This window comes from Paenarthrobacter sp. 10L412 (assembly GCF_056395565.1).
Genome location: NZ_JBFTJT010000001.1, coordinates 117,675 through 142,448 on the forward strand (window position 1 = coordinate 117,675; position 24,774 = coordinate 142,448).

Sequence of the window (24,774 nt, forward strand, 5' to 3'; positions counted from 1 at the left end):
GTGTTTATGGATGTTAGTGCTGCGGCATTTCAACCGATCTTTGCTCTGAAACAACGCTAAGAGGGGGCGGACCCTGAGCGACACGGCATAGGACGCCAATGACGTAGGAAGCCACGCCAGACTTCCAGTTTGTTAACTCAGTGGCTATCGCTGCCCTGCGCGGCGACTGCCCACGCGGGGTCGCGCCGTTCCACGAAGGCCAGGGCACCCTCACGCGCTTCCGGTCCACTTCGCAACGGAGCAACGATTTCTTCCTGGGCAGCGAAGCGCGCCTCCGCTGCGGCGTACCGCGATTCCGAGATGATGCGCTTGGCAGTCTTCATTGCAACGGGTCCGTTGAGCTGGATTTTTGCAGCGAGTTCGAGTGCTGTGTCGAGTGCTTTGCCCGGCTCAGTCAGCCTGTTGATGAGACCGAGCTCGGCGAGGCGGGCCGCAGTGATCGGCTCTCCCAGCAGCGCCAGCTCCATCGCGATGTGATACGGCATACGGTCCGGCAGGCGGAGTAGCCCGCCGCCTGCGGCGATCAGTCCCCGCTTTACCTCAGGAAGGGCAAACGAGGCTGTTGAGCTGGCCACGATCAAATCGCATGCGAGGGCAAGCTCAAATCCCCCTGCGTAGGCATACCCTTCGACGGCGGCAATGACGGGTTTCACGGGCGGCCGACGGGTGATGCCGGCGAAACCACGTCCTTCAAGGACCGGAACGTCTCCCGCTGCAACCGATACGAGGTCAGCGCCTGCCGAGAAGTATCCGCCAGCGCCGGTGAGGATGGCGACGCTTGCAGAATCATCGGCGTCGAACGCATCGAACGCAGCTGCAAGCGCCAGTGCTGTGGGGCGGTCAATGGCATTTCGCTTGTGCGGACGGGTGATCGTCATGATGCGAACTCCCCCGGAGTTGCTGACGTGAACGCTTGGCTCACTCTGTTTGTTGCTTGCTCCCGCTTGAGGCTGGGTTTGTTGCATCGTTCATCCTTTGGGTCGTCATGATGGGACTAGAGCTGCGGATTGCTGATCTAGATATTTTCAAATGGTGAATGTTACTACCGTGATACGATAGTAACATTGCTACTTTCCACGAGGATTTCTTCTTTCTCGTGCTAGCCACAATTTCGGATGGAATGAAGGGAAATAACCATGAAACCCGCGCAAAGACTCCGGGAACTGCTCGCGGATTCCAAAATGATCATCGCGCCGGGAGCCTACGATGCACTCTCAGCGAAGTTGATTGAGCAAGCCGGCTTCGATGTCGTGCTTATCGCCGGGGGCACTTACTCCAACTTCCACTACGGGGTGCCGGATAACGGTTTTATCTCCCAGGGAGAACTCATCGAGGCCGGCAGGCGCATCACGGCAGTCACAGACCTGCCACTCATTCTCGACTTTGATGATGCAGGAGGATCACCCCTTCAAGCGTTCCGTGGCGTCCAACTTGCCGAGCAAGCCGGCGTCGCAGCCCTGCTGGTCGAAGACATGGTGCCTGCAACGAAGCACTTTTGGACACCCAGAGACGGCGGGGAGCGCTGGAAGCCGCAACTCAAACTTCGAACCGTCGAGGAGATGAGTGACATCATCCGTGCCTGCGTGGAAGCCCGGACGTCCCCGGATATGGTGATCGTGGCCCGATCGGATGCCAGCCGCTTTGGCTTCGACAACCTCTCTGAACGCATGGCTGCCTATTCTGCTGCCGGCGCAGACATGCTCTATCCGTGCGGCTACCCCCTTCTCGACTTGCCCAAGCTCTCGGAAGTCGTCCCAGGCAAGTACGTCATGGTGACCGTAAAGAATCCCACCCTGGAAGAGCGCCAGGAACTCGAAGACGCCGGTGTAAAGATGCTGCTGGTCATCAACACAGTGAACGGTGCCGTAGCGGGCTTTCGCGAGAATCTGTCCCTCCTCGCGCGTGGTGAGTTGCTCGAGGGCGAAGCAGAAGGCGGCGCTTACATACCCATCATGGAAGCAATCGATGCGGCAGACTGGGCCCGCAAGGCCCGCCACTTCGGTTATTCCTGACAGTTTGTTGCAACTGATTCACGAGCAGAAAGCGCCGACGACATCTCAAGTCGTCGGCGCTTTCATTTGCGTCAGGCCGGAGTTTTTACACCCGCGGCCAGCTCCGGTCCCGTGAGCGGAGTCGGATTCCAGCCTTCGCCCATGGCAACAAGACCTTCAGTCATCATTCCGTGGCTGACCGCGTCATTCATGGTCTTTTTGAGCTCGTTCACCATCAGCATCCGGGTGGAACGCAGCGTCAGCGTAGGCTTCGCGGCAAGCATCCGGGCAAGTTCATATGCCCTGGTGACTACCTGATCCTTGGGCACGACTTCGTTCACGGCACCCCATTCGTATGCCTGCTGCGCAGTGATCTCCTGGCCGGTGAGGTGGAAGTACCGGCCCCGGTTCAGGCCGATGACCAGCGGCCAGATGATCTGCATGCCGTCGCCGGGAATGTTTCCCTGGGAGAAATGTGCATGATCGGCGAACACGGCATCCTCGGAAGCGATGACGATGTCGCACAACAGCGCCTGCTCATTGTGATACCTCGCCGGACCGTTTACTGCGGCAATCATGGGAACCTCGATGTCGAGGTGGCCGAGCACAAGGCGCTTGGCGTCGTGATGAAGGCCTAGCCAGATCTCAGGGGTTACCCAGTTCTTGTTATCAATCGGGGCTTCCTTGTCGATGAAGGTGTCGCCCGCTCCGGTGATGATGACAACGCGGTTCCCCCGGTCCCTGCTGATGTCATCCCAGAGCGATGAAACATTGTCATGGACTCCTACACCCCAGACGACGTCGCTCCCATCCGTATGGAACGTGACGAGCAGAATGCCATCCTCGTCACGCTCCAATTTGATGTGCTCGTACTTGTCCTTGTAGTCATCAAACGTTATCCACGCCATCGTGAATCTCCTTATTTCTGTGATTGAGCCATGAGTCGCGCTCCATGGGGCCGTCCGGCCGGCGCGTTCTAAACTCTCGTAATATGAACTGTATATACAAATAGCGCGAGTTCTCAATAGTCGTTGGCAAAAATCCGCGCGAGGAATAGCGTTTCGTGTCCGCCCTGCTCATGGCGGCGGCGGCAAGTCCAACTCTGACCGAATCATGGAGCAGTCCTCCGGCCGGCGTAAGCGAGCAGGGCGCTGTCCACGGTTGCCGGCTCCGTGCTGTCCAAACGCGCCAGGACGTGACCATCGGGCCGTACAAGGATGGCCTCGTCCCTGTTTACACGGTAAGCAGCCGCCCACTCGGCCTCTGCAGCGACGAAGTCCCCTGAGGGCCCGAACGTCACCAAGCGGTGTGGAATGCCATGCATGTCTGCGCGCCGCGCTGCCTCTTTTGCCGGCTCGGAACCAGAGCGGGCCAGCACGGTCAGTTCACGTCCGAACAAATCAAGCGTTGAGACAGTTTCCTCGGCGTTGAGCCACACGTGCGGGGCGCGTTCACCCACGGCAGCAGTTGGGGTGAAAGTTCCCACCGGCCAGCCGGCATCCGGCAATGTGGGTCCGGCAACCGCTCCACGGTCATAGCGGAATCCGATGTCCAGGCCAGGGTGTACAAAGTTTTCCGGCCGGAAGGAGCGGGGGCCTTCATCGGCGTTACCGACAATGGATCGGAAGTTGCGGACGGATTCGGCCATGTTAAACACTGCAACGGGCCGCCGCTCCACTTCGTACGTGGCCAGGAGGGCAGGATCAGCCCAGCCCTTGAGGACAGCTGCCAGCTTCCATGCGATGTTGTGGACGTCCTGAATGCCGGTGTTTTGGTTGAAGCCGCCGTATGGAGGCATGACGTGCACGGCGTCTCCCGCGAGCAGGATCCGGCCGGACTGGTAACAGTCAGCCACCCAGGCGCCCACAGTCCAGGTCCGGGCGTCCATTAACTCCACCGACTCGTGAGGATCGCCGATCGCATCGCGTATTTGCGTCGTCCAGTCAATGTCTTCGAAGGGCACCCTGTCCATGACCAGCGGGCGGCCCAGCATCGCTACCCGATCGGTCGCGTCCACGGGAGCGATCACGACAGCGCCGATGGTCTGTGGATTATCGAGATAGATAAAGCTGGAGGGATCGCCCGTGCGCCGCTGGATAACAGGCGAACGGAACAGTACGCTCACGGCCGTCTGCAGGTCCTGATCGCCCGTCGTCCCGATCCCCAGGGCAGTGCGCACCTGGCTGGCGGCGCCGTCGGCCGCGATGACATATTTTGCGGCAACGTCCACAGAGCCATCATCATCGGCTATGGACACGAGGACTTCTGTCCCTGTGTCCTTAACCGTCGACACGGTCCTTCCGAACTCGATCGTGACCGTGTCCTCTGCCTGGGCCGCGTCAACGAGGATGGGCTCAAGGGCGTCCTGTGAGCACAGCACCACATCCAGGGTCTCCGGACCGAGGCTGGTGTCGGCGGGGCCGTCAGCACCGCTGCTGGTGACTACAGAACGCCACGGTGATACGGCATCGCTTCCCAGCAGGCGCCGTGGTCCGCCAGGAAGCGCCGCAGCCCGTACTTCTTCCGTGAGACCGAGCTCGCGAAAAACCTCCATGGTGCGGCAACTGACCGCACGGGACCTGGGGTGGCGCGACCGCTCGGTTCGTCGCTCGACAACGAGGGTGTCCACGCCGAACCGCCCCAGGAGGATCGCCGCCGAAAGTCCCACCGGACCAGCTCCGATAATCAGGACGTCGACGCTGCGCTTCGCGGGTTCATTCCGCTCGTTCACTGGCTGACTCCTGCAAACTCCGTCAGTTCTGGCTCCGTGATGCGGGAATCCATGTACGTCAGTTGGCCGCACGGCTGCATCCTGGCGCGCAGCACGTCATCGAACGCAGCGCTGACATCAAGGGGCGTCCATGACTCGCGGGTGAGGGCGGAGTCGACGACGGCCGGGTGCGAAAGCAGCATGAGGTCATGCCCGTTCGCAAAACGGACCACTTGGCCGTTTACTCCTTTGCTGAGGTCGGACAGGAGATAAAGCACCACTGGAGCGTTTGTGGACGGCGGCGGCGCGATGGGGTTTCCGCCGAAGAACTTCGTGTACGCCTCGGTGCCGGCCGTCATCATCGGTGTGTCGGCATGGGGTGCCATGGCGTTTACCCGGATGTCTCCACCTTCGGCGCCGAACTCGGTTGCCCAGGCGAAAGTCAACGAGGCGATCGCCGCCTTGGCTGCGGCATAAGCACTCATCATCCGGAGACCTACAACCGCGCCCGAGGTCACATTGACGATCGATCCGCGTCCCTCCATCGCGGCAAGGCCATGGACTGACATGAAGTAGGTACCACAGACGTTTATGTCCACGTGGCGGCGGATGTGCTCCTGGGTCTCCTGCCCGGCAGTCACGGTCTCCAAATAGCCGGCGTTGTTTACCAGGCCGTCAAGTTTCCCGAAGCGCTCTACCGCAGTAGAGACCAGCCGCTGGCAACTGTCCCAATCGGTGACGTCCGCCGCGACGGCCATGGCTTCGCCGCCTGCCCGGTTGATCGCCTCCGCCACAGCCTCGGCACTTTCGGCATTAATGTCCGAGACGACGACGCGGGCACCTTCCGCTGCGGCCGCGTGTGCATAAGCCTCGCCGAGGCCGCGACCGGCGCCGGTAATGAGGATGTGCTTTCCAGCGAGGATTTGATCGCTAGTCATTGAAATGCTCCTTTGCATTCGTGGTCTGGACAGGGGATGCTTTTCCCCAATCCGTGGCATAGATCGGGTCGTGCGGATAGCGATCGCCGAAGTTGGACGTGGGTGGGATGCCAAACAGCTCGGCTACGTCGGCTTCCGGACCGAGCCGTTGCGCCCCGTCCCAGACGCAAGTCCTCGCGAGCACCTTCCACTCCCCTTGGCGCCGCTCACAGAGATCCCGGTAACGGCCAAAAAGCAGGTCCGTAGGGCCGCCGTCGGCTGGAACCGTACGGTAGATGAACGCTGTTTCACGCTTGGCTTCGTTGCCGTTGAGGTCGATGAGTATGTTGGTCACGTAGTGGCTGGCCTTGTGGGAGGACTCCCGCCGCATGGAATAGGCCCAGTCGCAGAAGTCATGGGACAGGCCCACATACATGCCATGATCCTCAGTCGCCTCAGGCCAGTAGGTGGACTTCATCAGGTCCAGTTCCTTCCGGTCCATGCCCCGGCAATAGCGGATCATGTTCTCGTTCAGCTCCTGCTTGGCGACCAGGACACGCAGTTGATCCAGCTCGGCAGCCCAGTCCACCGTTTTGCCGGTGTTCGGCGTAGCCTCCTTCATGGGCTCAATTACTCCAGTCATCTATCGGGTCCGGGACAGGAGCAGCGCCTCGCCCTGGCCGCCTCCACCACACAGTGCCACAGCAACTTTGCCCCGTTCGCGGCGCTGCAGCTCGTAGACAGCGGAGACAACCACGCGCGCCCCGGAGGCGCCAATGGGGTGTCCGAGCGCGATGGCGCCGCCGTTCACGTTGACCTTGTCCATCGCAATTCCGAGCTGCGCAGCTGAGTGGAGGGCTACGGACGCGAACGCTTCGTTGATCTCCACGAAATCCAACTCTTCTACGGTCCAGCCCGCGGCTCCGAGCGCTTTCGCAATGGCTTGCGCTGGTTTGTCCGGCAGGGATGTGTCGGGGCCCGCAATCTGTCCATGAGCTGCGAGCACAGCCCAGATCTCCAGGCGATGGGTCTCTGCGTATCCGCGCGTGGTAAGGACGACGGCGGCAGCACCATCAGTGAGCGGCGATGCGTTGCCGGCCGTTACGGTACCGCCAGGGGAAAAAGCCGGCCGGAGTTTGCTGAGGGACTCCGCATTGCTGTCCGGACGGACACCCTCGTCCATGCCTGCCAATTCAGCCGTTCCCCGCCGACGCGGCACTTTGACCGGAACAATTTCCGCATCAAAGTACCCTGCGCTCTGGGCCGCTGCTGCCCGTCGATGGGAGTCTGCAGCGGCGTTGTCCTGCTCGGCACGAGCGATGCCGTGTACGTCATTGGCGCGGTCAGTATTAAGGCCCATGGACTCGTGGTCGAAGGCATCGGTTAGCCCGTCATGGGCAACAGAGTCCGACAGCACGGCATCCCCGTAGATCTGCCCGGCGCGTAAACCAGGAAGCAGATGCGGAGCATTGCTCATTGATTCTTGTCCGCCCGCGATGACTACTTCCGCTTCGCCAAGCTGGAGTAGCCGGCTGGCTTCGATAATCGCGGTCAGTCCGGACAGGCATACCTTGTTAACGGTGACAGCGTGGGCATTGAGCGGTATGCCGCCGGCTACTGCTGCTTGTCGTGCAGGGTTCTGGCCAGCGCCCGCCTGGATTACCTGTCCCATGAGAACAGCGTCAACAGCATCTGCACTGATGCCTGCCCTGTCCAGGGCGGCAGCGATTGCAGCACCGCCGAGCTCGACGGCGGACAACGCGGCGAGCTGACCCATCAACCGGCCCTGGGGAGTCCGGGCAGCCCCAACGATGACGATATCTTCCTTACGGTTCATTGATGCTCCTTGAGCCTGGGGCTGCTGGCGGATAGTCACGGGTTTAGCTGTAGAGGGCCCGGTGAAGTCGAACAAGGTAGTCGGCGGTGACATCCGAATAGTTCGGGAAGCGTTCTGTAATGGCAGCAAGCGCGATGTCGCGTCGGTGTGGGCTCCGCGCCTTATCGGCTGAAGCAAGGGCGTGGGGTATCTTCTGGCGGGTGAGATCGGTGCAGTAGCTGGGGGATCCGGGCTGCTGGCGCCAAGACTCCGCCAGGGATCCGGCGTCGACCGCGTCAAAGCCGGTTTCCTCGACGAGGGCCATCGCCACCGCTTTGTCGTGGTCGCGATCCGCGGCCACAGGGATCGCGATCCGATCGGGATCGCCGTCTTCACGTCCATAGGCCTCGAAAGACCCAGCCGTAATGGCGTTCCAGGCCTTGGCAACGGGACGCCCGAGCTGCTGGGTGATCCAGACGCTTTCGACCATCCCGTTTTCCAGGGCATCCACCCGTCCATCACGTAGTGGGTAGTAGTTGGACGTATCGACGATGACCGCGTGGGCCGGGAGGTCCTCGATAAGGGTTTTGACCTCCGGCATCCGGCTGAGCGGTATGGACGTGATGAGGACATCGACGTCGGTGGCGACGCTGCTTGCCTCTACTGGCTTGGCTCCCGCCGCCACAATGTCCGAACTGATGGTTTCAGGGCCGCGGGAATTAGCAACCTTCACATCATGGCCAGCTCCGCTGAGTTTGCGGGCGAGTGTCGCTCCGATTGATCCTGCTCCTACAATGCCGATCTTCATGAGAATCCTTGTCTTGTTTGTGAGCCGGTTCCGGCCTTGAACTTGCCCCTACGTGGTAATTGATGCCGCGAGCATCACCGCGAAACGTCCGCTGCGTTGACTGGGAGCACCGTGTCCAATTCGGGCGCCAAGTACACCATCTGGTCGCGGAACGACTCGCTCGCATTGCGGAATGCCCGCAGCTCGCCGTCCTTCATGAGCGCCTCCCCGCTGTCGGCCCAACTCTCGGGCGTAGGTGATTCGACCTTCATTCGCGGCATGCCGGCAATGGCCACGCGACCGGCAGCGACTCCGGCAATCTCGAACGTTTCGCCGAAGACTGTAGTGTCCTGGTGCGCCAGCCACGTCACGAACGCAGACACAGAGCTCGCCGGAACATTGGTGCGCATTGCGTCCTTGACCACGGGATTGGGAAAGGCGTCCTCCGTCATCGGTGTCAAGGCAACCGGCATCAGGGTGGTGACTTGAACTCCCACCTCACGAGCCTCGGCCGCTAGGGTAATACCCAGACCCCAGATCGCGGCCTTGGCAGCGTTATAGGCCGAGTCGGTCGGAACACCCATGACCCCGTTCGACGAGATGTTGATAAGCCGGCCACTGCCCGAGGCAATGAGGTGCGGCATGGCAGCACGCGAGACTCCAACCACGCCCTTGACGGCCACATCGAAGATGCGCCACCACGTCTCGGGCTCCATCTCCCAGAAACGGCCGAAAGCGTTGATCCCGGCGTTGTTCACGACGATGTCGAGCTGCCCAAAGGAGTCCAGTGCGGTCTGGACTATGTCAGCCGCGTTCGTGACAACGTTATTGCTGTCAACCACTGCCATGCCGCCGGCGTCGGTAATTTCTGCCACGGCCTCGGAGGCGTTCGCCACGTTGACGTCGTTGACGACCACGCGCGCCCCGCGGGCGGCGAGCATCTTTGCGTGCTCACGGCCCATTCCCTGTCCCGCACCCGTGACAATTGCCACCCGGCCCTTGAAATCAAGATTGTTCATTTTTCAGTTACTCCATTTCTTGTGGAAGCCGGCAGGCGTTGCCACTACTTTCCAGCCAGCCAGCCGCCGTCGACCGCCAGGGAAATTCCGGTAACCATGCGGGCTTGTTCCGAGCAGAGCCACACAACCGCATCTGCCTGGTCCTCGGGTTCAGCCAGCCCGCGCATCGGAATCGCCGACAGGATCCTTTCCCGGAATTCGGGCGGGTTCTGCTCGAAGGCGTTCTTCATCATGGGACTCGTCGTCGACCCCGGCGTGAGAGCGTTAATACGGATGCCCAAGGGCCCATAATCAATGGCCGCGTTCCTCGTCATCCCGACGACGCCGAACTTCGAGGCCGTGTACGGCGCGTTGTTGGCGATGCCGATCAAGCCCGCAGCAGAAGCTGTGTTCACGATCGCGCCACCTCCGGTCTTCAGCATCGCGTTGACTTCGTGCTTGAGGCAGTAGAAGGTGCTGTAGAGGTTCACCTTCATGACTCGATCCCAGGTCTCGCTGTCAGTCTCCCCAATAGGTGCGAAGACACCGTTCATCCCTGCATTGTTGAAAGCGAAATCCAGCTGCCCGAAGTTCGACACCGTCGCGTCGATGAGGCCTTTGACCTGCTCCTCATCGCTGACATCGCACTGGAAGAAGACGGCCTTTCCACCGGATTCGGTGATCATCTCCACTGTTTCGCGCCCGGAGGCCTCATCAATATCTGACACCACTACGTGCGCGCCATTCTTCGCGAACGCCAGGGCACCTGCCCGGCCAATGCCCGAGCCCGCGCCGGTGACGAGACCGGCTTTGTCTTTCATCATCAGTTTTTCCTCATTCATCAGTAGTTCTCTCCAACATGGACGTTGTTGTCATAATTGCGGCGCGATTCCTGTGGGAGGAACCTGTCCTCGGTTTCACGCACGTAGTCGGTCAGGGGCCGGCCGAACATTGCGCCCCAGCCGATGCTGTCCGGGCCATCGTTCAAGTGGTCGATGTACTCGCCGATGGGTGTGGCCTCGCCGGATTCCTTGACCTCCATGAGCAGGCGCCATACCTCTTTGACGCCCGGGAGCACGAAAGCCACAGGCTGGATCGCTTGGCCGAGCGCTGTCATCTCGGCGACGGTCTTTCGGCCGATCAACGGAACTCCGACGGCGTAGGCGGGCCCGGGTGTCTCCTTCAGCGCGAGTTCGGCCTGCTCCCAGGTATGGAATCCCTCGTAGAAGATGACGTCCGCACCGGTCTCGGCCTTGTAGAGTTGCGCGCGGCGGATCGCCTCGTCCACGCCACCGCCGGCGGCACCATAGCCGTCGGTGCGGGCAACGATGACGAAATCGCTGTCCAATTTGTCGCGGGCATCGACGGCGGCGTTCAGTCGTCCGATAGCCTCGGCGTCCGAAACCAATTCGATCCCGGCTACGCCGCCTGATTTCTTGGGCTCCCGCTGATCCTCAATGTGGATTCCGGCGACGCCGGCATCAATGAACTCTGACACTGTGCGCTGCACGTTGATCGGTGCACCGAAGCCGGTATCGGCATCGCAATAGATCGGAATGTCAGCGGCGCGGGCGGTACGTTTTGCATGCTCAACCACTTCGGTCAGGGTGAGCCATCCCGTGTCGGAGACGCCCTGCCACCAAGCCGACATGCCGCCGGAGAGCTGGAACGCGTCGAAACCTGCGTGCTGCGCCATCTGTGCGTGGAGTGGCAAGGCGCCGAACGGCACCAGGGCCGTCTGGGGACTGTCGAAGACGGCACGCAGCGCCTTGCCTGGTGAGGTCAGACTCATGATGCCACCTCAGGGGTGTTGAAACCGACAGTTACCACGACGTAGACGCAGTCTTCGTCGTACGGGTTCTTCCAGGCATGGGGCACCCCGGCCATGACTAGCAGGTCTCCCGGCACGAGCGTCCGCTTCTTCCCACCCGGGAGAACGAGGTCAACTTTGCCCGAGATAACCACCTCGTAGTCGATGGTGTCGCTCGCGTGCATCCCGGCGTCGCCGTCGTCGTCGGTGGCGTTCATGCTTTCGTCCAGCGTCTCTGCGTCCACCTCCCCGGAAGAGTGCGCAGGGAAGCTGCTGATACCGAAGGTGGATCCGTTGGGTCCAGCCAAGGCGACCTTGCTTGGCGGGGCGCCGATGTTCGTTTGGCTGTGGCCCCCGTCAACAGCCCAGTAAAAGGCACCCGCTGCCACGCCGGGGAAGTCGAACTCTGCGGCCGGGCCGACTTCGAGGAAGTCGGCCTCGCCGGCCTCGTTCGGCCCCGCGACGACGAGTTGGAATTTTTTGGGATCAGGAAAAGTCATCTGTGTTCACTCCTTCGTGGATGGACGCTTCGCGGTTGGGCGCTTAGTGGTCAGGCGCGCAGGCCCGCCTCGCGCATCAGCGGGAAGACTTGCTCGTTCAGCCGGTCCAGGCCCTCGTCATAGTCGACGAGGCCGGTGCAGATGCCCGTGATGCCCGAGGCCTGCAACTTCTGCAGCTCCTCGACGACCATCTCGGGAGTACCAGTGATGGGCATAAGCGCCGCGCGGCCAAAGGCCCTCACGGATTCGTCACGCTTGTAGTCCTCGGACTGCTTGTACTCATCCCAGTTGAAGCTCTGCGTGCCGCTGCGAATGATCTCGCGATAGCGAAGCGCGCTCTCCCAGTCAGTGTTTTCCGTGACGTAGTCCGCGTAGGCGCGTGCTTCCTTCTCGGTGTCTTTGACGATGATGTGCGCGCCAGCCCACAGTCCGAGATCCTCGCGTCCAGCGGCGTCGGCTTTCTGCCGCAGTTTCGGTGTCAGCTCGCCACTGTGTTCGACGCTGGCAACCGACGCGAACAGGACGTTTGCGTGCTTGAAGGCGAACTCCTGCCCTGCTGGGCTCGAACCGGCGCTCATCACCATCGGGCGCGGGGACTGCACGGGCTTCGGGTGCGCCTGCGCGCCCTTCAGATTGAAGAACTTGCCGTCGAAGTCGAACTCCTGCTCCTCGTTCGCCCACAGCCGCTCGGCGATCTCAATCCACTCGTCGGCGAGCTCGTATCGTACATCGTGCTCTGGGAGTTCGACGCCGAAGATGTCGTACTCGGGCTTGAAGTAGCCCGCTGTCACGTTCAGCCCCATGCGACCACCACTGATGTGGTCAATGGTTGTCACCATTTTCGCGCCCATCACGGGGTTGATGAACTGCACGTTGCAGGTGGCGATGATCTGAATGTTCTGCGTCACCGCGGCGATACCTGCCGCCCAAGTGAACGTCTCGAACTGACGACCCCAGGGCCGGTCGGGACCAGCGAGCCCCTGCCAGCGAGCGATGGGGATGAATCCGTCCAAGCCGTACCGGTCGGCCTTCTGGGCGAGATGCTGCACTTCGCCCCAGTTGCCAAGCTTGATGGAGTTCTCGGCGAAGTTCAGGCCGCCTTGGCCCGTGGACACGTTCGCCCCGAAGATCGCGACCTTGAAAGCGTTGTCGCTTCCGACCATCGGGCCCTTGTCACGCTCGACTGTGTAATCCGCGACAAAGTCGCGATCAACGGCTTGGTCGGTGGAAGTTTCGTTGGATGCGATGCTCATAATCGCCGTCCTTTCGGGAAGATTGAAATTGGGTGCAGAAGGGGTTGGAATTGCTATGACCGGCAGGGTCACGGTTCAGATTTGGGATGCATCCCCAAGGACGTGCCAGGTCCGGTTGTGATAGACCAGCGGGTCCGCGGGCGCTGCCTCACTTGAGAGCGCCGGAGAGGCCTGAAGCGCCTCGACCGCCACGATGGTGGACCCTCCGGCGGCCATCGAGTTGATGATCCTTCCCCGGATCCAAGTCTGGGCCTGCACAAAGTAGGGCTCCCCCGACTCGAGACGGGACCAGAGAGAGGTGTCAGCAAAGCGATCGATCCCGCTGGTGGCGCAGAGTTTGGCAATGTCCACCTGATCAGCGCCCAGTAGATGCACGACGACGGTGTCTGCAGCCAGAATGGTCGGGGTACTGGAGGAAAATTCCGATACTGAGAAGGCCAGAATGGGGGGTTCGGCACTGGCGGAAATGACAGACGTTGCCGTCAGGCCGACAGGCCCGTTGCCCGCATCAGCGGTGATGACAGCAACACCACCGGGATGGTTGCGAAACGCCGCCTTGAATTCGTCGGCAGTGACTGCAGGTTCAAGGCTTTGGGTGATGGATAAGCTCACCGGATCTCCTTTGATATCAGTTCGCCGGCTTCACTGCCGGCCCTTGCTTAGGGCTTCAACGTTAGGTGCGTAGGTGAGGTAGGCGGCATGGCAAGACATGCCAAACAGATGGGAAACTGCGTCAGGCTGGGGCCTCTTGTGAATACATGGCATGGGATGCAAAGCTGGTGACGTGCTTCACATGCTGGGCCTGTGCGACTCCTCGCCCTGGGGCTCTGGAGCGCCTCTTCGTCAACGGTGAAAGGGGGCGGCAGTGAAACTAAGCTCCTACCAGAATCTGCGGCTACCGAACTTCAGCGTTCACGGACTCTGCGCAGTGTTGAAGGATGCGGATCTTGATTGGCAAACTGCGCTCAGAAACGCAGAGATCGACCCAGATGCCATAGACCGCCCGGGAGGCACTATTCCCGCCAAGAAGGAGTTGGCCTTCCAACTGCAATTCGTGGCGCTCACCAAGGATCGCGTCGACCTTTGGGTTAAGGCCGCACAGGCCTACACGCTGGGATCCTTCGGAATTCGCGGATTGGCCCTCGCTACAGCGCCCACCATTGAGGCCTGGGTAGAAGCTGGCAGCTCAACAGACTATGCCCCGGGCCTGATGGAAATTACGCCTCTCAGGGCACCGGGTGGCACGGTGATTGGTATGGAGTACACCTACCCCGATACTCCGGAAGAGCTCATCCCGTTCAGCGTCTACCGCGATTTCTGCGTCGTTGCCCGAACTTTCACATGGATGTACGGCAGCCCTTTCCCCTTCACTCAGGTCGAATTCCCCTTCGCAGACGCCTCCCCCGAGATTTCGAACTACGTCCCCTGCGCCATCGACTGCGGATCCGACGCACTGCGGCTCTGGTGGGATCCGGCAACATCGGTCCACGAGCTCCCTTTCGGTAACGCCTTCCAGCACGAAGCATGGCTCAAGGCGGATCACCAGATTCTTGACGACCTCAGGGCGACCGGCGATTGGCCTGACACCGTCATGAAGATTATTAGGGCCGCGCCCGAGCTCAATCGCAAACTGGCAAATGTGGCAGCAACACTTCGGGTCTCCCCCCGCACGTTGCAACGCAAGCTTGAACTAACCGGTGACGACTTTGCCCAACTGCGGGACAAAGCCCTGCGTGACCTTGCCGCCGATCTGCTCTCGAAAACGGACCACTCTGTGGCACGGATATCCCGCACTCTGGGCTATACAGACCCAACGAGCTTCACCATCGCCTTCAAACGATGGAATGGGATGCCACCGACGGCCTACAGGGAAGCATCCCGATACAGGAACAACGCGGGTTCCACGGCTTAGACGCTTTCGCTGTGCATGGCGTCTGCGGCGCGTATCAGGGCCAGGTGGGAAAAGGCTTGTGGAAAGTTTCCCGCCATGCGTTTTTCATTCATTGAATATTCTTCGCTCAGCAGACCGAGGTCATTGCAAAGTCCCACCAGGGCGCCCATCAGGTTCTTGGCGTCTGCCCGTCGGCCTGAGCGTGCGTACTGTTCCACCAACCAGAAGGAACAGGCAAGGAATGGATGTTCTCCGGGCGCCAACCCGTCGACGCCCGTCTCGGTGCGGTAGCGCATCAGAAATCCATCAGTGGTGAGTAGCTCCTTCTCCAGCTGGGCGACGGTTCCCAACATCCGCTCGTCGTCGTAGGCGAGAAAGCCTACCTGCGGCAAAACCAGCAGGGCCGCGTCCGTCGCCTCACCACCGTAAGTCTGAGTGAAGGAATTAAGTTCACGGTTGAATCCGAGATCCGTTATTTCTACGGCGAGCCGATCCCGATGCCGCTCCCAATCCTCCAGCGGCCCAGGCAATCCGTGGTCCCGGACAGCCCGTACCCCGCTGTCATAGGCTGCCCACATCATGACCCGCGAGTGCGTGAAATACTGCGGTGCCCCGCGCATTTCCCACAATCCCAGGTCTTTGTCGTCGAAGTGTTTGTCCACGGAACCAAGAAGGGCGCGCTGCAAGGCCCAGGAGAAATGATCTTCCTTGCCACCGGCCAAGCGAAGCCTCTCCAGTACCACCATCACTTCCCCCACGACGTCGGCCTGATGCTGGGAGACGGCTGCATTGCCGATTCGAACGGGTCTGGCGTCCTGGTAGCCCGGCAGGTGCGGGAGTTCCTTTTCTGTCAGGTCCCGTTCGCCCCCTACGCCATACATTATTTGCAGATCTTCCGGATCGCCGGCCAGCGCACGCAGAAGCCAGTTGCGCCACTTCAGGGCTTCGGATTCGTAGCCGTGCGTCAGCATGGCTTCAAGTGTCAACGATGCATCGCGAAGCCAACAGTAGCGGTAGTCCCAGTTGCGTGGTCCGCCAAACTCTTCCGGCAGGGAAGTGGTGGGAGCGGCCACAATGCCGCCCGTCTCATAGTGGGTCAAAGCACGTAAGACCAGAAGTGATCGCTTGACTGCATCCTGATGCGGCCCGTCGTAGCGGCAATTGGCCGCCCACGTCGTCCAGTAGTGGATGGCGTCGTCCAGGGCTGCATCAATGTTGATGGAAGGAGGCACGTCCTGGTAGGAGGGGAACCATGTCAGGTGAAAGTCCACATTCCGTCCCTGCTCAACCGTGAACTCCCCCGCATGCCGGTGGTCTTCGGCCTGTGGAAGAAAGTCGCCCCGCAAAGACAGAGCATCCGGGCCGGACATGGCGAGAAGTATTTCGGCGCCGGGGTCGGCGCTGTCGCGGATCCTGCTTACCCAAGGCAAGACGGTGGCATACTGGGGCCGAATTCTTATCTCTTGGTGCATGGGAACTGTCCCGCTGAGTCCAGTGACCCGCCGGACGAGTGATGGATGGGCGGCACCAACCGGCATAAAGTCCGTCACCAGGACCTTTCCGGAATTCGTCTGCCACGTTGTCTGGAGTACGAACGTCGACTCCATATAGTGACGGTCCACCACAACTGCCTCCGGCGGACTCGGGGCCAGCAGCCACCGGCCATGGTCTTCATGCCCGAGCAGGGAGGCAAAGAGCGACGGCGAGTCGAAACGCGGGAGGCAGAGCCAGTCAACACTGCCCTGGCGGGAAACAAGGGGTCCAGTGTGGAGATCCGAAAGCAGCGCATAATCCTCAATCGGGGCAGCCATGCTTCACTCAATCACAAGATGAATGATCCCCATAGGCTTTTGCGGCTGTGGCTTCGAAGGCAGGATCAATTACCGTGCTTGGGAGTTCGCTGGCCTGGTGTGCAGATAAAGAACTGAGGCTGGGCGACCGGTGCAAACGGAACGATGAGCCACTGGTTGCCGTAGAGCTCCACGTAGGAGTCGGAAGGGCAGAGTGTAAAGGCTTCTTCGCGTGTCATCTCGTTCCCTCTCTTTGTTGGGTTGTTTGTTCGGCTCCACTGCGGAGCCTTGGTTAGCTTCAACGTTAGGAGCCTTCAGCGTTGGCCGGCATGACAGGCGACGCCAAGTAGATGGGAAACCGCGCCAAACGTCACCTCGTGTGCGTTTCAGCCCCGCCGGAGGTGCAAAGCTACTGACATGACTTCACGAGGCTTCTGGTACTCGGATTATGACTGCGGCAGAGGGTGGCGACGGTGAAAGGCGGAACATATCAGAACCTGCGCGTGCCAAACTTCAGCGTGCACATACTGCGGGGGCTGCTTGAGGATGCGGATTTGGATTGGCAAACTGCCCTGGCGAATGCGGAAATAGACCCCGACGCGGTGAACCGCCCGGGAGGTACTATTCCTGCCAGGAAGGAGCTGGCCTTCCAGCTTCAGTTCGTTGGTCTCACAGGAGATCGTGCGGATCTCTGGGTGCGGGCCGCACGTGCCTACTCACTTGGCTCCTTCGGAGTTAGAGGATTGGCCCTCGCTACTGCACCGACCATCGAGGCGTGGGTTGATGTTGCAAGTACCACTGACTATGGCCCTGCCCTGTTCGAGTTAACGTCTCTGAGGACAGCGGATGGCGCGGTAACGGGGATGGAGTTCACCTACCCCGATGCCCCGGAAGAGCTGATCCCCTTCAGCGTTTACCGCGACCTCTGTTTCATTGCCCGAAACTTCACATGGCTCTATGGCAGCCCCTTCCCCTTCACCCGGATTGAATTCCCTCTCCCGGAAGCCTCCTCCGAGCTCTCGAGCAACGTCCCCTGCGGCATTGAATGCGGCGCCGAAACACTGCGGCTATGGTGGGACCCCGCAACGTCTGCACAGGAACTTCCCTTTGGTAACGCCTTTCAGCACGCGGCATGGATCAAGGCGGATACCCAGATTGTCGATACTCTAAGGGCGACCGGAGACTGGGCCGACACTGTCGCCAAGACCATACGGACTGCGCCCGAGCTCAACCGCAAACTGGCAAATGTGGCCGCAACACTTCGGGTTTCCCCCCGCACGCTGCAACGCAAGCTCGAACTTACTGGGGATGACTTCGCCCAACTCCGGGACAAGACCTTGAGTGATCTCGCCGCCGATTTACTCTCGAATACGGATCTTTCGGTAGCGAGGATATCGCGCAGGCTTGGCTATACAGAGCCTGCCAGCTTCACCATCGCCTTTAAGCGGTGGAAGGGGATGCCACCGACGGCCTACCGGGAAGCTTCCCAGTACAAGAGCAAGGTCAGCTCCGGGGCCTAGGCCTGCTCCCACCGCTCTCTTGAACGCTCCTGATCCTCTCGTGACCCGCGACACACCTTGGCGTACATTCCCATGTGGACGGCGTTGATTGCCGTGCCGGACAGGGGCAGGACCACCTTACCGTTGAAGCCTACGCAGGCCCGGCAAAGAAGCAGGGTTCTCTGCGGTCAGGAACGACTCCAGCGACTGCTGGTTACATACAAGGTGATCAAAGATGACACAAACAACATTGGTCGAGTCCCGCACTGGCCAAAGCACAGCAATAATTGCCCTGCTCCTGTTGAGCGGCATAACACTTGACATCCAATACGGAATCCTCGCCCCGCTCATTGGCGTGATTGCGACCGAGTCAGGCCTAACGGGTTCGGAAATCGGCTGGGTCCTTAACGCGTTGATGATGGGCAGCGTGATCTCCGTCAGTCTGACCGCCCGAATGGGTGACATTTTCGGGCATCGCAAGGTTCTCATCGCGCTTATCGTCCTGGCACTCTTCGGATGCGCTCTGGGTGCCACCGCCCATGGCTTCTTGCCTCTGGTCGCCGGCCGGTTCCTGATGGGCCTCGCCGTCACGATTCCGCTCAGCTGGGGTCTGCTGCGTCCACGGGCTACCGCCCGGCAAATCCGTCTGGTCTCTCTGGTGCTTTCGACGGTAATGGCAGTCCTCGTACCGCTCGCACTGATTGCCGGCGGCCTGATCGTTGGCTTGGGTTTGCCCTGGGAGACCGTCTTTTGGGTGACTTTCGCTTTGTACGCAGTGATGCTGGTTCTTGCCCTGATGTCACCTGAAACACCCGTGGCTGCTCGCGCTGTTGTCCAGTTGGACTGGTTCGGCGCGCTGGGGCTGGGCGTTTGGGTCACGGCACTCCTGATCGGAATTGCTGAAGGGCCCGGCCAAGGCTGGACATCACCGCTGGTGCTCGGTTCATTCATGCTTAGTGCAGTGACATTGGCTGCTTGGATCATTCAGCAGCGACGCACCCAGGAGCCCCTGGTGTCATTCCGCAACATGGATATCCGCCAGACCCTCATCGGTTACTCCGGAATCCTCTTGATCAGCTTGGTAGGACAGGGCATATTTATCGTGCTGCCGGCATGGCTGCAGACGCCGGCATCCTCCGGGTACGGCCATGGCCTCTCTGCACTGGATTCCTCGTACGTATTGTTGGCCATGATTCCCGGAGCTGCGCTGGGATACCTCTGGACGCGGTGGGGTCTGCGGCGCCTGGGACCGAAGACGGTTCTGGTCATTTCCGGATCGGCTGCGGTCCTTGTCTTCCTCGGGCTCGCCCTGGCCCAAGGCCAAGTCTGGTTGTCGTGGTTGTGGGTCTTCCTCTACGCACTCACGATCCTCAGCTGCCTGACCACTGGATACACCCTCGTCGCAGCCGCCGGCCGCCAGGACAACATGGCAACGACCGTAGGCATGCAAAACATCATCCAGTTCGTTGGAGCGATGATTGCAGTCGCAGTTATCTTGAACGTGCTGGTTCCCGGCCCCGACGGATTCATTCCGCAGGCAACGTTTGCTGGCATCTACATCGCATCGGCCGTGATTATTGCTGCTTTCGTACTCATCTGGGCGGTGCTGGCACCTAAGCGCATCACCGATCTGCATGCAGTCGACACAGAGACCGATCCCACGAAGGTCCATGCTGTTAGCCACTAAGAGCCTGATCAGCAAAGCCGACGGATATGAGGTCTGGATGACCTACAAGTGGGAAACCGCGAAACGCGAGGAGAAAAATGCGAACAATGAAGTCGCGAATCATGTTGACTGCAGGCTCGACGGCGGTGCTGCTGGCCCTGGCTGGCTGCGCTCAAGGCCCGAGCAGTCAAGGCCCCGCTGACACTGTCGCAATCGATGTCGGCAACAATATGAAGGTCAACCTGAAGACAAGCCCCAACCTCAAGGTCGCCGTTTTTATCCCGGGCGTCGCCAATGCCTACGGCCAGGCGCAGGAGCTTGCCGCAAAGGAGACGGCCAAGCAGCTCGGCATGGACATGACATTGTTCGACGGGGGCTATAACCCGAGCCAACAACTCAATCAAATGCAGACCGCGCTCGTATCCGGGGGCTATGACGCTGCAGTCGTGCAGGCCCTCGACGGCACAGTAGTCTGCAAAACCCTCACCGAGGATTACCCCAAGGCCAACATTCTTGTGGTGAACAACGTCACCCCATTGTGCGACTACGGCACAAATCAGACCGGCAAGTCAGTTGAGGAGGTCTGGGCGCCGGGCACGATGAACTTTGTAGGCAGCAACAACACCCGCGCTTACATCGACGGCTGGTTCTCCGCGGCAGCAAAAGCAAACCCCGGAAAGCAGAACGTTGTTGCTGTACTTGGTCCTGCTGTCGCCGCCCAAACACGGGTGATTGAGGTTGCCTTGGCGAAGTTCGCGCAGGACAACCCCGAGTACACGGTGGATAAGATCTACACCGATTACACGACTACCGGCACGTTCAATGAGACCCAAACCTACCTGCAAGGCCACGCGGACACCAGCCTCATCCTCTCCATGTACACGCCAGACATCTCACAGGGCATCGTCAAGGCCGTGGAGGACGCAGGCCTTCTTGGAAAGGTCCACATTGTTGACCAGGGATTCGGCGAATTTTCAATCAAACAGATTGAAGCAGGAAATATCCAGTTCTCAACGCTGTTCTTCCCCTACAACGGGATAAAGGTATCCCTGGAGGCCATCGCTGCGGCTCAACACGGAGATGCCGGACCTCGTTTTGTGGATGACTCGGTCATCGGCACGGCGAAGAGTCCTTTCACTGTCACGAATGGCACGATCTCCCAGCTTCCCGCCGAACTACGCTAGCCGCGCAGATCGCCTGGAGGACCGCTGCGGCGGCTTACACCGTAACGCCAGCCGCCCCAATCAAGATCGCGAAGCAATGAAGCTCCGTGACACATCACATTCACCCCGGCCGCCTAAGGCGCGGGCACCAGGTAATCAGGAGAATTATGCGTACAACGAAGTCGCTGGTCATGTTGGCTGCTGGATCTACGGCAGTGCTGCTGGCTTTGGCCGGTTGTGCCGGGAACGACGCCGGTAAACCGGGCAGTCAGGGCCCGGCCGGCACGGTCGCAATCGATGTCGGCAATGACATGACAGTCAACTTGAAGACCGGCAAGGGCCTTAAGGTCGCCGTTTTTATCCCGGGTGTTGCCAATGAGTTCGGGCTGGAGCAGGAGCGGGCAGCGAACGTGACTGCCAAGGAACTTGGCATGGACATGACCTTGTTCGACGCAGGCTATGACCCGAACAAGCAGCTCAACCAAATGCAGACTGCGATGACTTCCGGCAACTTCGATGCAGCAGTGGTAATGGCCCTCGACGGCGTGATGTCCTGCAAGCTCCTCACCCATGACTTCGCAAAGGCCAATATCCTTACGTCCATTTCGGGCTCACCCCTGTGCGACGACGGCAAAAACCAGGCCGGCAAGTCCGTTGACGACGTCTGGGCGCCGGGGACGTTGAACTTCGTGGGCAGCAACACCACCCGCGACTATGTCGACGGCTGGTTGGCGGCAGCAGCAAAGGCAAACCCCGGCAAGCAGAAGATCGTTGCTGTTCTTGGCCCCGCGGTCAACACCCAGACACGCGTCACAGAAGCAGCACTGGCAAAGCTCACGGCCGACAACCCCGACTATTCCGTTGAGACGATTTACACGGACTGGACGACGACCGACGCCTACAACAAGATCCAGACCTACCTGCAGGGCCATCCTGACACCACCCTCATCATGTCCGCGTCCTCGCCTGACCTCACACAGGGCGTCATCCAGGCCGAAAAAGACGCGGGCCTGTCGGAGAAGGTGCACGTCGTGGACATCGGCTTCGGCAAGTTCCAGATCCAACAATTGGAGGCCGGTACGGTACAGCTCTCCACAATGCTGTTCCCTTTCAACCAAATGAAGGCAAACCTCAACTCCATTGCCGCTGCGCAACGCGGGGACGCCGGCACACGCTTTGTGGATGACTCGGTCATTGGCACTGCAAAGAATCCCTTCGTAGTCACAAAGGAAACGATTTCACAACTGCCCGCCGAGCTACGCTAGCGCGGCAGCTCACCAGCCTGGGGCTGGGCGTCGTTCGCTCGAACGCTGCCCAGCCCAACATAGAAAGTAGAACTGGCAATGGAGCCTTCGAAATCGGACCCGGTTATCGCCGTCGCACTTAAAGCGGTGTCGAAGACCTACGGTGCCACACGCGCATTAATCGATGTGGACGTTGAGATCCATGAAGGAACGGTACATGCACTGATCGGCGAGAACGGAGCGGGCAAGTCCACGGCGTTGGGCGCTATCGCCGGTCGCGTCGACTATGACGGGGGTGTCGTCGAAGTCTTCGGTGAACAAGTTGAACCGGGAAACCTTCGCGCTGCACGCCGGAGCGGTGTCTCGGCCATCTATCAGGAACTGACGATCATCCCGCATCTGGATGCAGCAGCGAACGTTTTTCTCGGGTCCGTCCTGTCCCGGTTCGGAGTTCTCTCCGCCGCTGAGATGCGACGCAAATACGTCCAGCTGTGTGCCCAGCTGGAGGTCCAGGTCGTTCCGGCTGGCGTGCCCGTCGGCACCCTGTCAGTGGCTGAGCAGCAATTGCTTGAGATCATGCGGTCGCTGGTGGTGGATCCTCGCGTCATCCTCTTCGATGAGCCGAGCGCATCCCTGGCCGTGGAGGAGCGGGAAGCCCTGTATAGAGCGATCGAAGGATTGCGTAAGCGCGGCGTCACCATCGTGATTGTCAGTCACAACTTCGATGAAATCGAACGACTGGCCGACAGAGTCACGGTATTCCGGAATGGCCGGGCCATCGTCACGAGCGGGCGGGGAGAGAGTTCGCGCGCCGAACTCGTGCGCGCGATGCTTGGCGAGCAGCGAGGTGACCAAACCCTTGGCCGGGTGCTGATGGACAAGCCAGCCGGTATCCACCAGAAATCGATTGACCCGGCTCTAGCGCCGGTCCTTGAAGTGGTCGGCCTTACTGTGCCGGGGGTCATCGAGAACATCGACCTGGAAGTGAAGCCAGGCGAAATACTCGGCATTGCCGGTCTGGTAGGTTCGGGCCGCTCGACGTTGCTGAGGGCGATTGCCGGCGCGGAATCGACTGCCCGGGGAAGCATCCGCTTGTCGGGGGCCCAGTCCCCCTGGCCGCGAACAGTTCGCGCGGCCCGCAAGCTGGGAATCGGTCTGATCCCGGAAGACCGTAAGGGCCAGGGCCTGGTTATGCCCCGAAATGCCGCGGACAACATTGCCCTGTCCAATCTTGGCGCAGCCTCATCAGGCGGCGTAATTGGGCGAAGGAAACTGCGTGCCATGGTTGCCGAGGCTGCCTCGAAGCTGAACTTCCCGATAGCCCGGCTGGGTGAACGGAGCGACCGGTTTTCCGGCGGCAACCAACAGAAGCTCTTGATGGCACGGTGGTTGTACGACCGCCCGAAAGTGCTCCTCGCTGACGAGCCCACACGCGGTATAGACATCGGCGCCAAGGGCGAGTTGCTTGAGAGCCTGCGCAAAATGGCGGACGACGGCGTCGGCGTCATCGTGGTCTCATCCGAACTCGAGGAAGTGCTGGCCGTTTCGGACCGTGTACTCGTCGTCGCCAAAGGCCAAAGCATGGGCTTGCTGGAGCGAAACGGCGATCAAGAGATCGCCATGGAAGACGTACTGAAAGCTGCATTCGGATTGAAGGAGAACGCATGAGCGCCACCATCGACAGGGGCACCAGCCCGGATAACACCGTTGCTCCCCCCGTCACGAGAAAGAGAAGAGTCAATCTACGGGAGAGAGCAGCGAGCCTCGGGATGGTCTGGGTGCTCATCATCCTCGTGATGACGGCGATCAGCCTCAATCCTCGCTTCCTCAACCCAGGAAACCTCGTCAACATCCTCACCCAAAATGCACCTGTCGGCATTATCGCCGTAGGGATGACGTTCATTATTATCGCCGGAGGTTTCGACCTTTCGGTGGCCGCTGTGCTGGCCATCGGCGGAGTGTCATACGCAACGCTGTCCTACATGATGCCTGCGGGTCCGGCGATACTCATCACGCTGGTGATCGGATTCCTTCTGGGCCTGATCAATGCCCTCCTCATCACAAAAGCGAAGGTGAACGCGTTCATCGCTACTCTCGCTACAGCCTCATTGTTCAGCGGGCTGACCTTGCTGTTCACGAACTCCAAACCGGTTCCCATGGCAGCAGGCGGCTACGACTTCCTCTCGGACAAGGACTTCCTGGGGGCGCCGCTCTCCGTCTGGCTGCTTGCTGTCCTCGTAGCGGCAGGATGGTTCGCACTTTCCAGAACCGTGTACGGCCGGGGCATCTACGCGATCGGCGGCAACAACGAAGCCGCACGGTTGGCCGGACTGCCCGTGGTGTCCCTCCGGGCAAGTACCTACGTGCTGACAGCGATGCTGGCAACCCTCGCGGGAATCGTCCTGGGGTCGGTCATCGGCGTCGGACAGCCAGGCGTGGCCGTTGGAGTCACGCTTAACTCGATCGCGATCGTCATCATCGGCGGAACTTCATTGCTCGGCGGAGAAGGCGCCATGTGGCGAACACTCGTCGGCATCCTGATCTTTGGGACGATCAACAACGTCTTTGACATCCTGGCATTTCCGCAGGCAACACAAGAGGTGGCCCTTGGTGTGATCGTGCTCGCCGCCGTCTCGTTGGACGCCTACACACGGTCTCGGAAGCGGTCAGGAGAAGCCTGAGCTGTCTCATATCCGCGTCCGCAATATCTGCTCACAGATCAACCATCAGGGAAGGAAG

Annotated in this window: 23 protein-coding genes; 8 read left to right on the forward strand and 15 right to left on the reverse strand. The window is 60.4% G+C overall.

The window, feature by feature from the left end:
• Positions 1–137 precede the first annotated feature (137 nt).
• Positions 138–965 (reverse strand): crotonase/enoyl-CoA hydratase family protein, encoded by an 828-nt coding sequence (locus AC1DD7_RS00535; RefSeq protein ID WP_477513336.1) that lies wholly within the window; start codon positions 963–965, stop codon positions 138–140.
• Positions 966–1,136: 171 nt separating this feature from the next.
• Here AC1DD7_RS00535 and AC1DD7_RS00540 point away from each other — a divergent pair, with 171 nt between their 5' ends.
• Positions 1,137–2,012, forward strand: coding sequence for an isocitrate lyase/PEP mutase family protein (locus AC1DD7_RS00540; protein ID WP_442005468.1), 876 nt, complete (start codon positions 1,137–1,139; stop codon positions 2,010–2,012).
• A 71-nt stretch (positions 2,013–2,083) separates the two neighbouring features.
• Here the strand turns inward: AC1DD7_RS00540 and AC1DD7_RS00545 are convergent, their stop codons facing one another.
• The 12 genes from AC1DD7_RS00545 to AC1DD7_RS00600 form a co-directional block, all read right to left on the reverse strand.
• A complete protein-coding gene (locus AC1DD7_RS00545; RefSeq protein WP_431115049.1) occupies positions 2,084–2,899 on the reverse strand; it encodes an enoyl-CoA hydratase/isomerase family protein in 816 nt (271 codons plus the stop codon).
• 203 nt (positions 2,900–3,102) lie between these two features.
• Entirely contained in the window at positions 3,103–4,722 is a 1,620-nt protein-coding gene (locus AC1DD7_RS00550; protein WP_477513337.1) for an FAD-dependent monooxygenase, read from the reverse strand.
• Entirely contained in the window at positions 4,719–5,639 is a 921-nt protein-coding gene (locus AC1DD7_RS00555) for an SDR family NAD(P)-dependent oxidoreductase (RefSeq protein ID WP_477513338.1), read from the reverse strand. Before AC1DD7_RS00555 ends, AC1DD7_RS00550 begins: the two co-directional genes overlap by 4 nt.
• Positions 5,632–6,261, reverse strand: a complete 630-nt coding sequence (locus tag AC1DD7_RS00560) for a nuclear transport factor 2 family protein (RefSeq protein ID WP_477513339.1) — start codon at positions 6,259–6,261, stop codon at positions 5,632–5,634. The genes AC1DD7_RS00555 and AC1DD7_RS00560 overlap by 8 nt, the downstream gene beginning before the upstream one ends.
• Positions 6,262–7,455, reverse strand: a complete 1,194-nt coding sequence (locus AC1DD7_RS00565; protein ID WP_477513340.1) for an acetyl-CoA C-acetyltransferase — start codon at positions 7,453–7,455, stop codon at positions 6,262–6,264.
• A gap of 43 nt (positions 7,456–7,498) precedes the next feature.
• Positions 7,499–8,242, reverse strand: a complete 744-nt coding sequence (locus AC1DD7_RS00570; protein ID WP_442005473.1) for an NADPH-dependent F420 reductase — start codon at positions 8,240–8,242, stop codon at positions 7,499–7,501.
• Between the two features lie 74 nt (positions 8,243–8,316).
• A complete protein-coding gene (locus AC1DD7_RS00575) occupies positions 8,317–9,240 on the reverse strand; it encodes an SDR family NAD(P)-dependent oxidoreductase (RefSeq protein WP_477513341.1) in 924 nt (307 codons plus the stop codon).
• Between the two features lie 44 nt (positions 9,241–9,284).
• Positions 9,285–10,043, reverse strand: coding sequence for an SDR family NAD(P)-dependent oxidoreductase (locus AC1DD7_RS00580; RefSeq protein ID WP_477513342.1), 759 nt, complete (start codon positions 10,041–10,043; stop codon positions 9,285–9,287).
• 17 nt (positions 10,044–10,060) lie between these two features.
• Entirely contained in the window at positions 10,061–11,011 is a 951-nt protein-coding gene (locus AC1DD7_RS00585) for an isocitrate lyase/PEP mutase family protein (protein ID WP_477513343.1), read from the reverse strand.
• Complete coding sequence (locus tag AC1DD7_RS00590) at positions 11,008–11,529, reverse strand: cupin domain-containing protein (protein ID WP_477513344.1); 522 nt, start codon at positions 11,527–11,529, stop codon at positions 11,008–11,010. Before AC1DD7_RS00590 ends, AC1DD7_RS00585 begins: the two co-directional genes overlap by 4 nt.
• A 50-nt stretch (positions 11,530–11,579) precedes the next feature.
• Positions 11,580–12,782 carry an LLM class flavin-dependent oxidoreductase gene (locus AC1DD7_RS00595; protein WP_431115040.1) on the reverse strand — a complete coding sequence of 401 codons (1,203 nt, stop codon included), beginning with the start codon at positions 12,780–12,782 and terminating at the stop codon, positions 11,580–11,582.
• Positions 12,783–12,857: 75 nt separating this feature from the next.
• Complete coding sequence (locus AC1DD7_RS00600) at positions 12,858–13,394, reverse strand: flavin reductase family protein (protein ID WP_431115039.1); 537 nt, start codon at positions 13,392–13,394, stop codon at positions 12,858–12,860.
• Positions 13,395–13,647: 253 nt separating this feature from the next.
• Between AC1DD7_RS00600 and AC1DD7_RS00605 the strand changes: the two genes are divergently transcribed.
• A complete protein-coding gene (locus AC1DD7_RS00605; protein WP_477513345.1) occupies positions 13,648–14,694 on the forward strand; it encodes an AraC family transcriptional regulator in 1,047 nt (348 codons plus the stop codon).
• Here the strand turns inward: AC1DD7_RS00605 and AC1DD7_RS00610 are convergent.
• Together AC1DD7_RS00610 and AC1DD7_RS00615 are read right to left on the reverse strand one after the other, a co-directional pair.
• The gene (locus AC1DD7_RS00610) at positions 14,691–16,484 is read right to left on the reverse strand and encodes a glycoside hydrolase family 15 protein (RefSeq protein WP_477513346.1); all 1,794 of its coding nucleotides are present in this window, start codon (positions 16,482–16,484) and stop codon (positions 14,691–14,693) included. The genes AC1DD7_RS00605 and AC1DD7_RS00610 overlap by 4 nt on opposite strands.
• Before the next feature lie 65 nt (positions 16,485–16,549).
• A complete protein-coding gene (locus AC1DD7_RS00615; protein WP_431115036.1) occupies positions 16,550–16,702 on the reverse strand; it encodes a hypothetical protein in 153 nt (50 codons plus the stop codon).
• Between the two features lie 315 nt (positions 16,703–17,017).
• On the opposite strand from AC1DD7_RS00615, the gene AC1DD7_RS00620 reads away from it, so the two are divergent.
• From AC1DD7_RS00620 to AC1DD7_RS00645, 6 genes are all read left to right on the forward strand, one after another.
• Entirely contained in the window at positions 17,018–17,983 is a 966-nt protein-coding gene (locus AC1DD7_RS00620; protein ID WP_477513347.1) for an AraC family transcriptional regulator, read from the forward strand.
• Between the two features lie 214 nt (positions 17,984–18,197).
• Positions 18,198–19,649, forward strand: a complete 1,452-nt coding sequence (locus AC1DD7_RS00625; protein ID WP_477513348.1) for an MFS transporter — start codon at positions 18,198–18,200, stop codon at positions 19,647–19,649.
• A gap of 86 nt (positions 19,650–19,735) precedes the next feature.
• Complete coding sequence (locus tag AC1DD7_RS00630; RefSeq protein ID WP_477513349.1) at positions 19,736–20,812, forward strand: sugar ABC transporter substrate-binding protein; 1,077 nt, start codon at positions 19,736–19,738, stop codon at positions 20,810–20,812.
• 146 nt (positions 20,813–20,958) lie between these two features.
• Positions 20,959–22,056 carry a sugar ABC transporter substrate-binding protein gene (locus AC1DD7_RS00635; RefSeq protein ID WP_477513350.1) on the forward strand — a complete coding sequence of 366 codons (1,098 nt, stop codon included), beginning with the start codon at positions 20,959–20,961 and terminating at the stop codon, positions 22,054–22,056.
• 78 nt (positions 22,057–22,134) lie between these two features.
• Positions 22,135–23,703 carry a sugar ABC transporter ATP-binding protein gene (locus AC1DD7_RS00640; protein ID WP_477513351.1) on the forward strand — a complete coding sequence of 523 codons (1,569 nt, stop codon included), beginning with the start codon at positions 22,135–22,137 and terminating at the stop codon, positions 23,701–23,703.
• The gene (locus AC1DD7_RS00645; RefSeq protein WP_477513352.1) at positions 23,700–24,716 is read left to right on the forward strand and encodes an ABC transporter permease; all 1,017 of its coding nucleotides are present in this window, start codon (positions 23,700–23,702) and stop codon (positions 24,714–24,716) included. Before AC1DD7_RS00640 ends, AC1DD7_RS00645 begins: the two co-directional genes overlap by 4 nt.
• Positions 24,717–24,774 lie beyond the last annotated feature (58 nt).

Excerpts from the sequence above, each read along its gene's own strand:
- AC1DD7_RS00560 (WP_477513339.1), bottom strand. The coding sequence starts at position 6,261 with ATGACTGGAGTAATTGAGCCCATGAAGGAGGCTACGCCGAACACCGGC.
- AC1DD7_RS00555 (WP_477513338.1), bottom strand. The coding sequence starts at position 5,639 with ATGACTAGCGATCAAATCCTCGCTGGAAAGCACATCCTCATTACCGGC.
- AC1DD7_RS00535 (WP_477513336.1), bottom strand. The coding sequence starts at position 965 with ATGCAACAAACCCAGCCTCAAGCGGGAGCAAGCAACAAACAGAGTGAG.
- AC1DD7_RS00625 (WP_477513348.1), top strand. The coding sequence starts at position 18,198 with ATGACACAAACAACATTGGTCGAGTCCCGCACTGGCCAAAGCACAGCA.
- AC1DD7_RS00570 (WP_442005473.1), bottom strand. The coding sequence starts at position 8,242 with ATGAAGATCGGCATTGTAGGAGCAGGATCAATCGGAGCGACACTCGCC.
- AC1DD7_RS00585 (WP_477513343.1), bottom strand. The coding sequence starts at position 11,011 with ATGAGTCTGACCTCACCAGGCAAGGCGCTGCGTGCCGTCTTCGACAGT.
- AC1DD7_RS00580 (WP_477513342.1), bottom strand. The coding sequence starts at position 10,043 with ATGATGAAAGACAAAGCCGGTCTCGTCACCGGCGCGGGCTCGGGCATT.
- AC1DD7_RS00540 (WP_442005468.1), top strand. The coding sequence starts at position 1,137 with ATGAAACCCGCGCAAAGACTCCGGGAACTGCTCGCGGATTCCAAAATG.
- AC1DD7_RS00595 (WP_431115040.1), bottom strand. The coding sequence starts at position 12,782 with ATGAGCATCGCATCCAACGAAACTTCCACCGACCAAGCCGTTGATCGC.
- AC1DD7_RS00610 (WP_477513346.1), bottom strand. The coding sequence starts at position 16,484 with ATGGCTGCCCCGATTGAGGATTATGCGCTGCTTTCGGATCTCCACACT.
- AC1DD7_RS00615 (WP_431115036.1), bottom strand. The coding sequence starts at position 16,702 with ATGACACGCGAAGAAGCCTTTACACTCTGCCCTTCCGACTCCTACGTG.
- AC1DD7_RS00630 (WP_477513349.1), top strand. The coding sequence starts at position 19,736 with ATGAAGTCGCGAATCATGTTGACTGCAGGCTCGACGGCGGTGCTGCTG.
- AC1DD7_RS00640 (WP_477513351.1), top strand. The coding sequence starts at position 22,135 with ATGGAGCCTTCGAAATCGGACCCGGTTATCGCCGTCGCACTTAAAGCG.
- AC1DD7_RS00590 (WP_477513344.1), bottom strand. The coding sequence starts at position 11,529 with ATGACTTTTCCTGATCCCAAAAAATTCCAACTCGTCGTCGCGGGGCCG.
- AC1DD7_RS00635 (WP_477513350.1), top strand. The coding sequence starts at position 20,959 with ATGCGTACAACGAAGTCGCTGGTCATGTTGGCTGCTGGATCTACGGCA.
- AC1DD7_RS00645 (WP_477513352.1), top strand. The coding sequence starts at position 23,700 with ATGAGCGCCACCATCGACAGGGGCACCAGCCCGGATAACACCGTTGCT.
- AC1DD7_RS00565 (WP_477513340.1), bottom strand. The coding sequence starts at position 7,455 with ATGAACCGTAAGGAAGATATCGTCATCGTTGGGGCTGCCCGGACTCCC.
- AC1DD7_RS00575 (WP_477513341.1), bottom strand. The coding sequence starts at position 9,240 with ATGAACAATCTTGATTTCAAGGGCCGGGTGGCAATTGTCACGGGTGCG.
- AC1DD7_RS00545 (WP_431115049.1), bottom strand. The coding sequence starts at position 2,899 with ATGGCGTGGATAACGTTTGATGACTACAAGGACAAGTACGAGCACATC.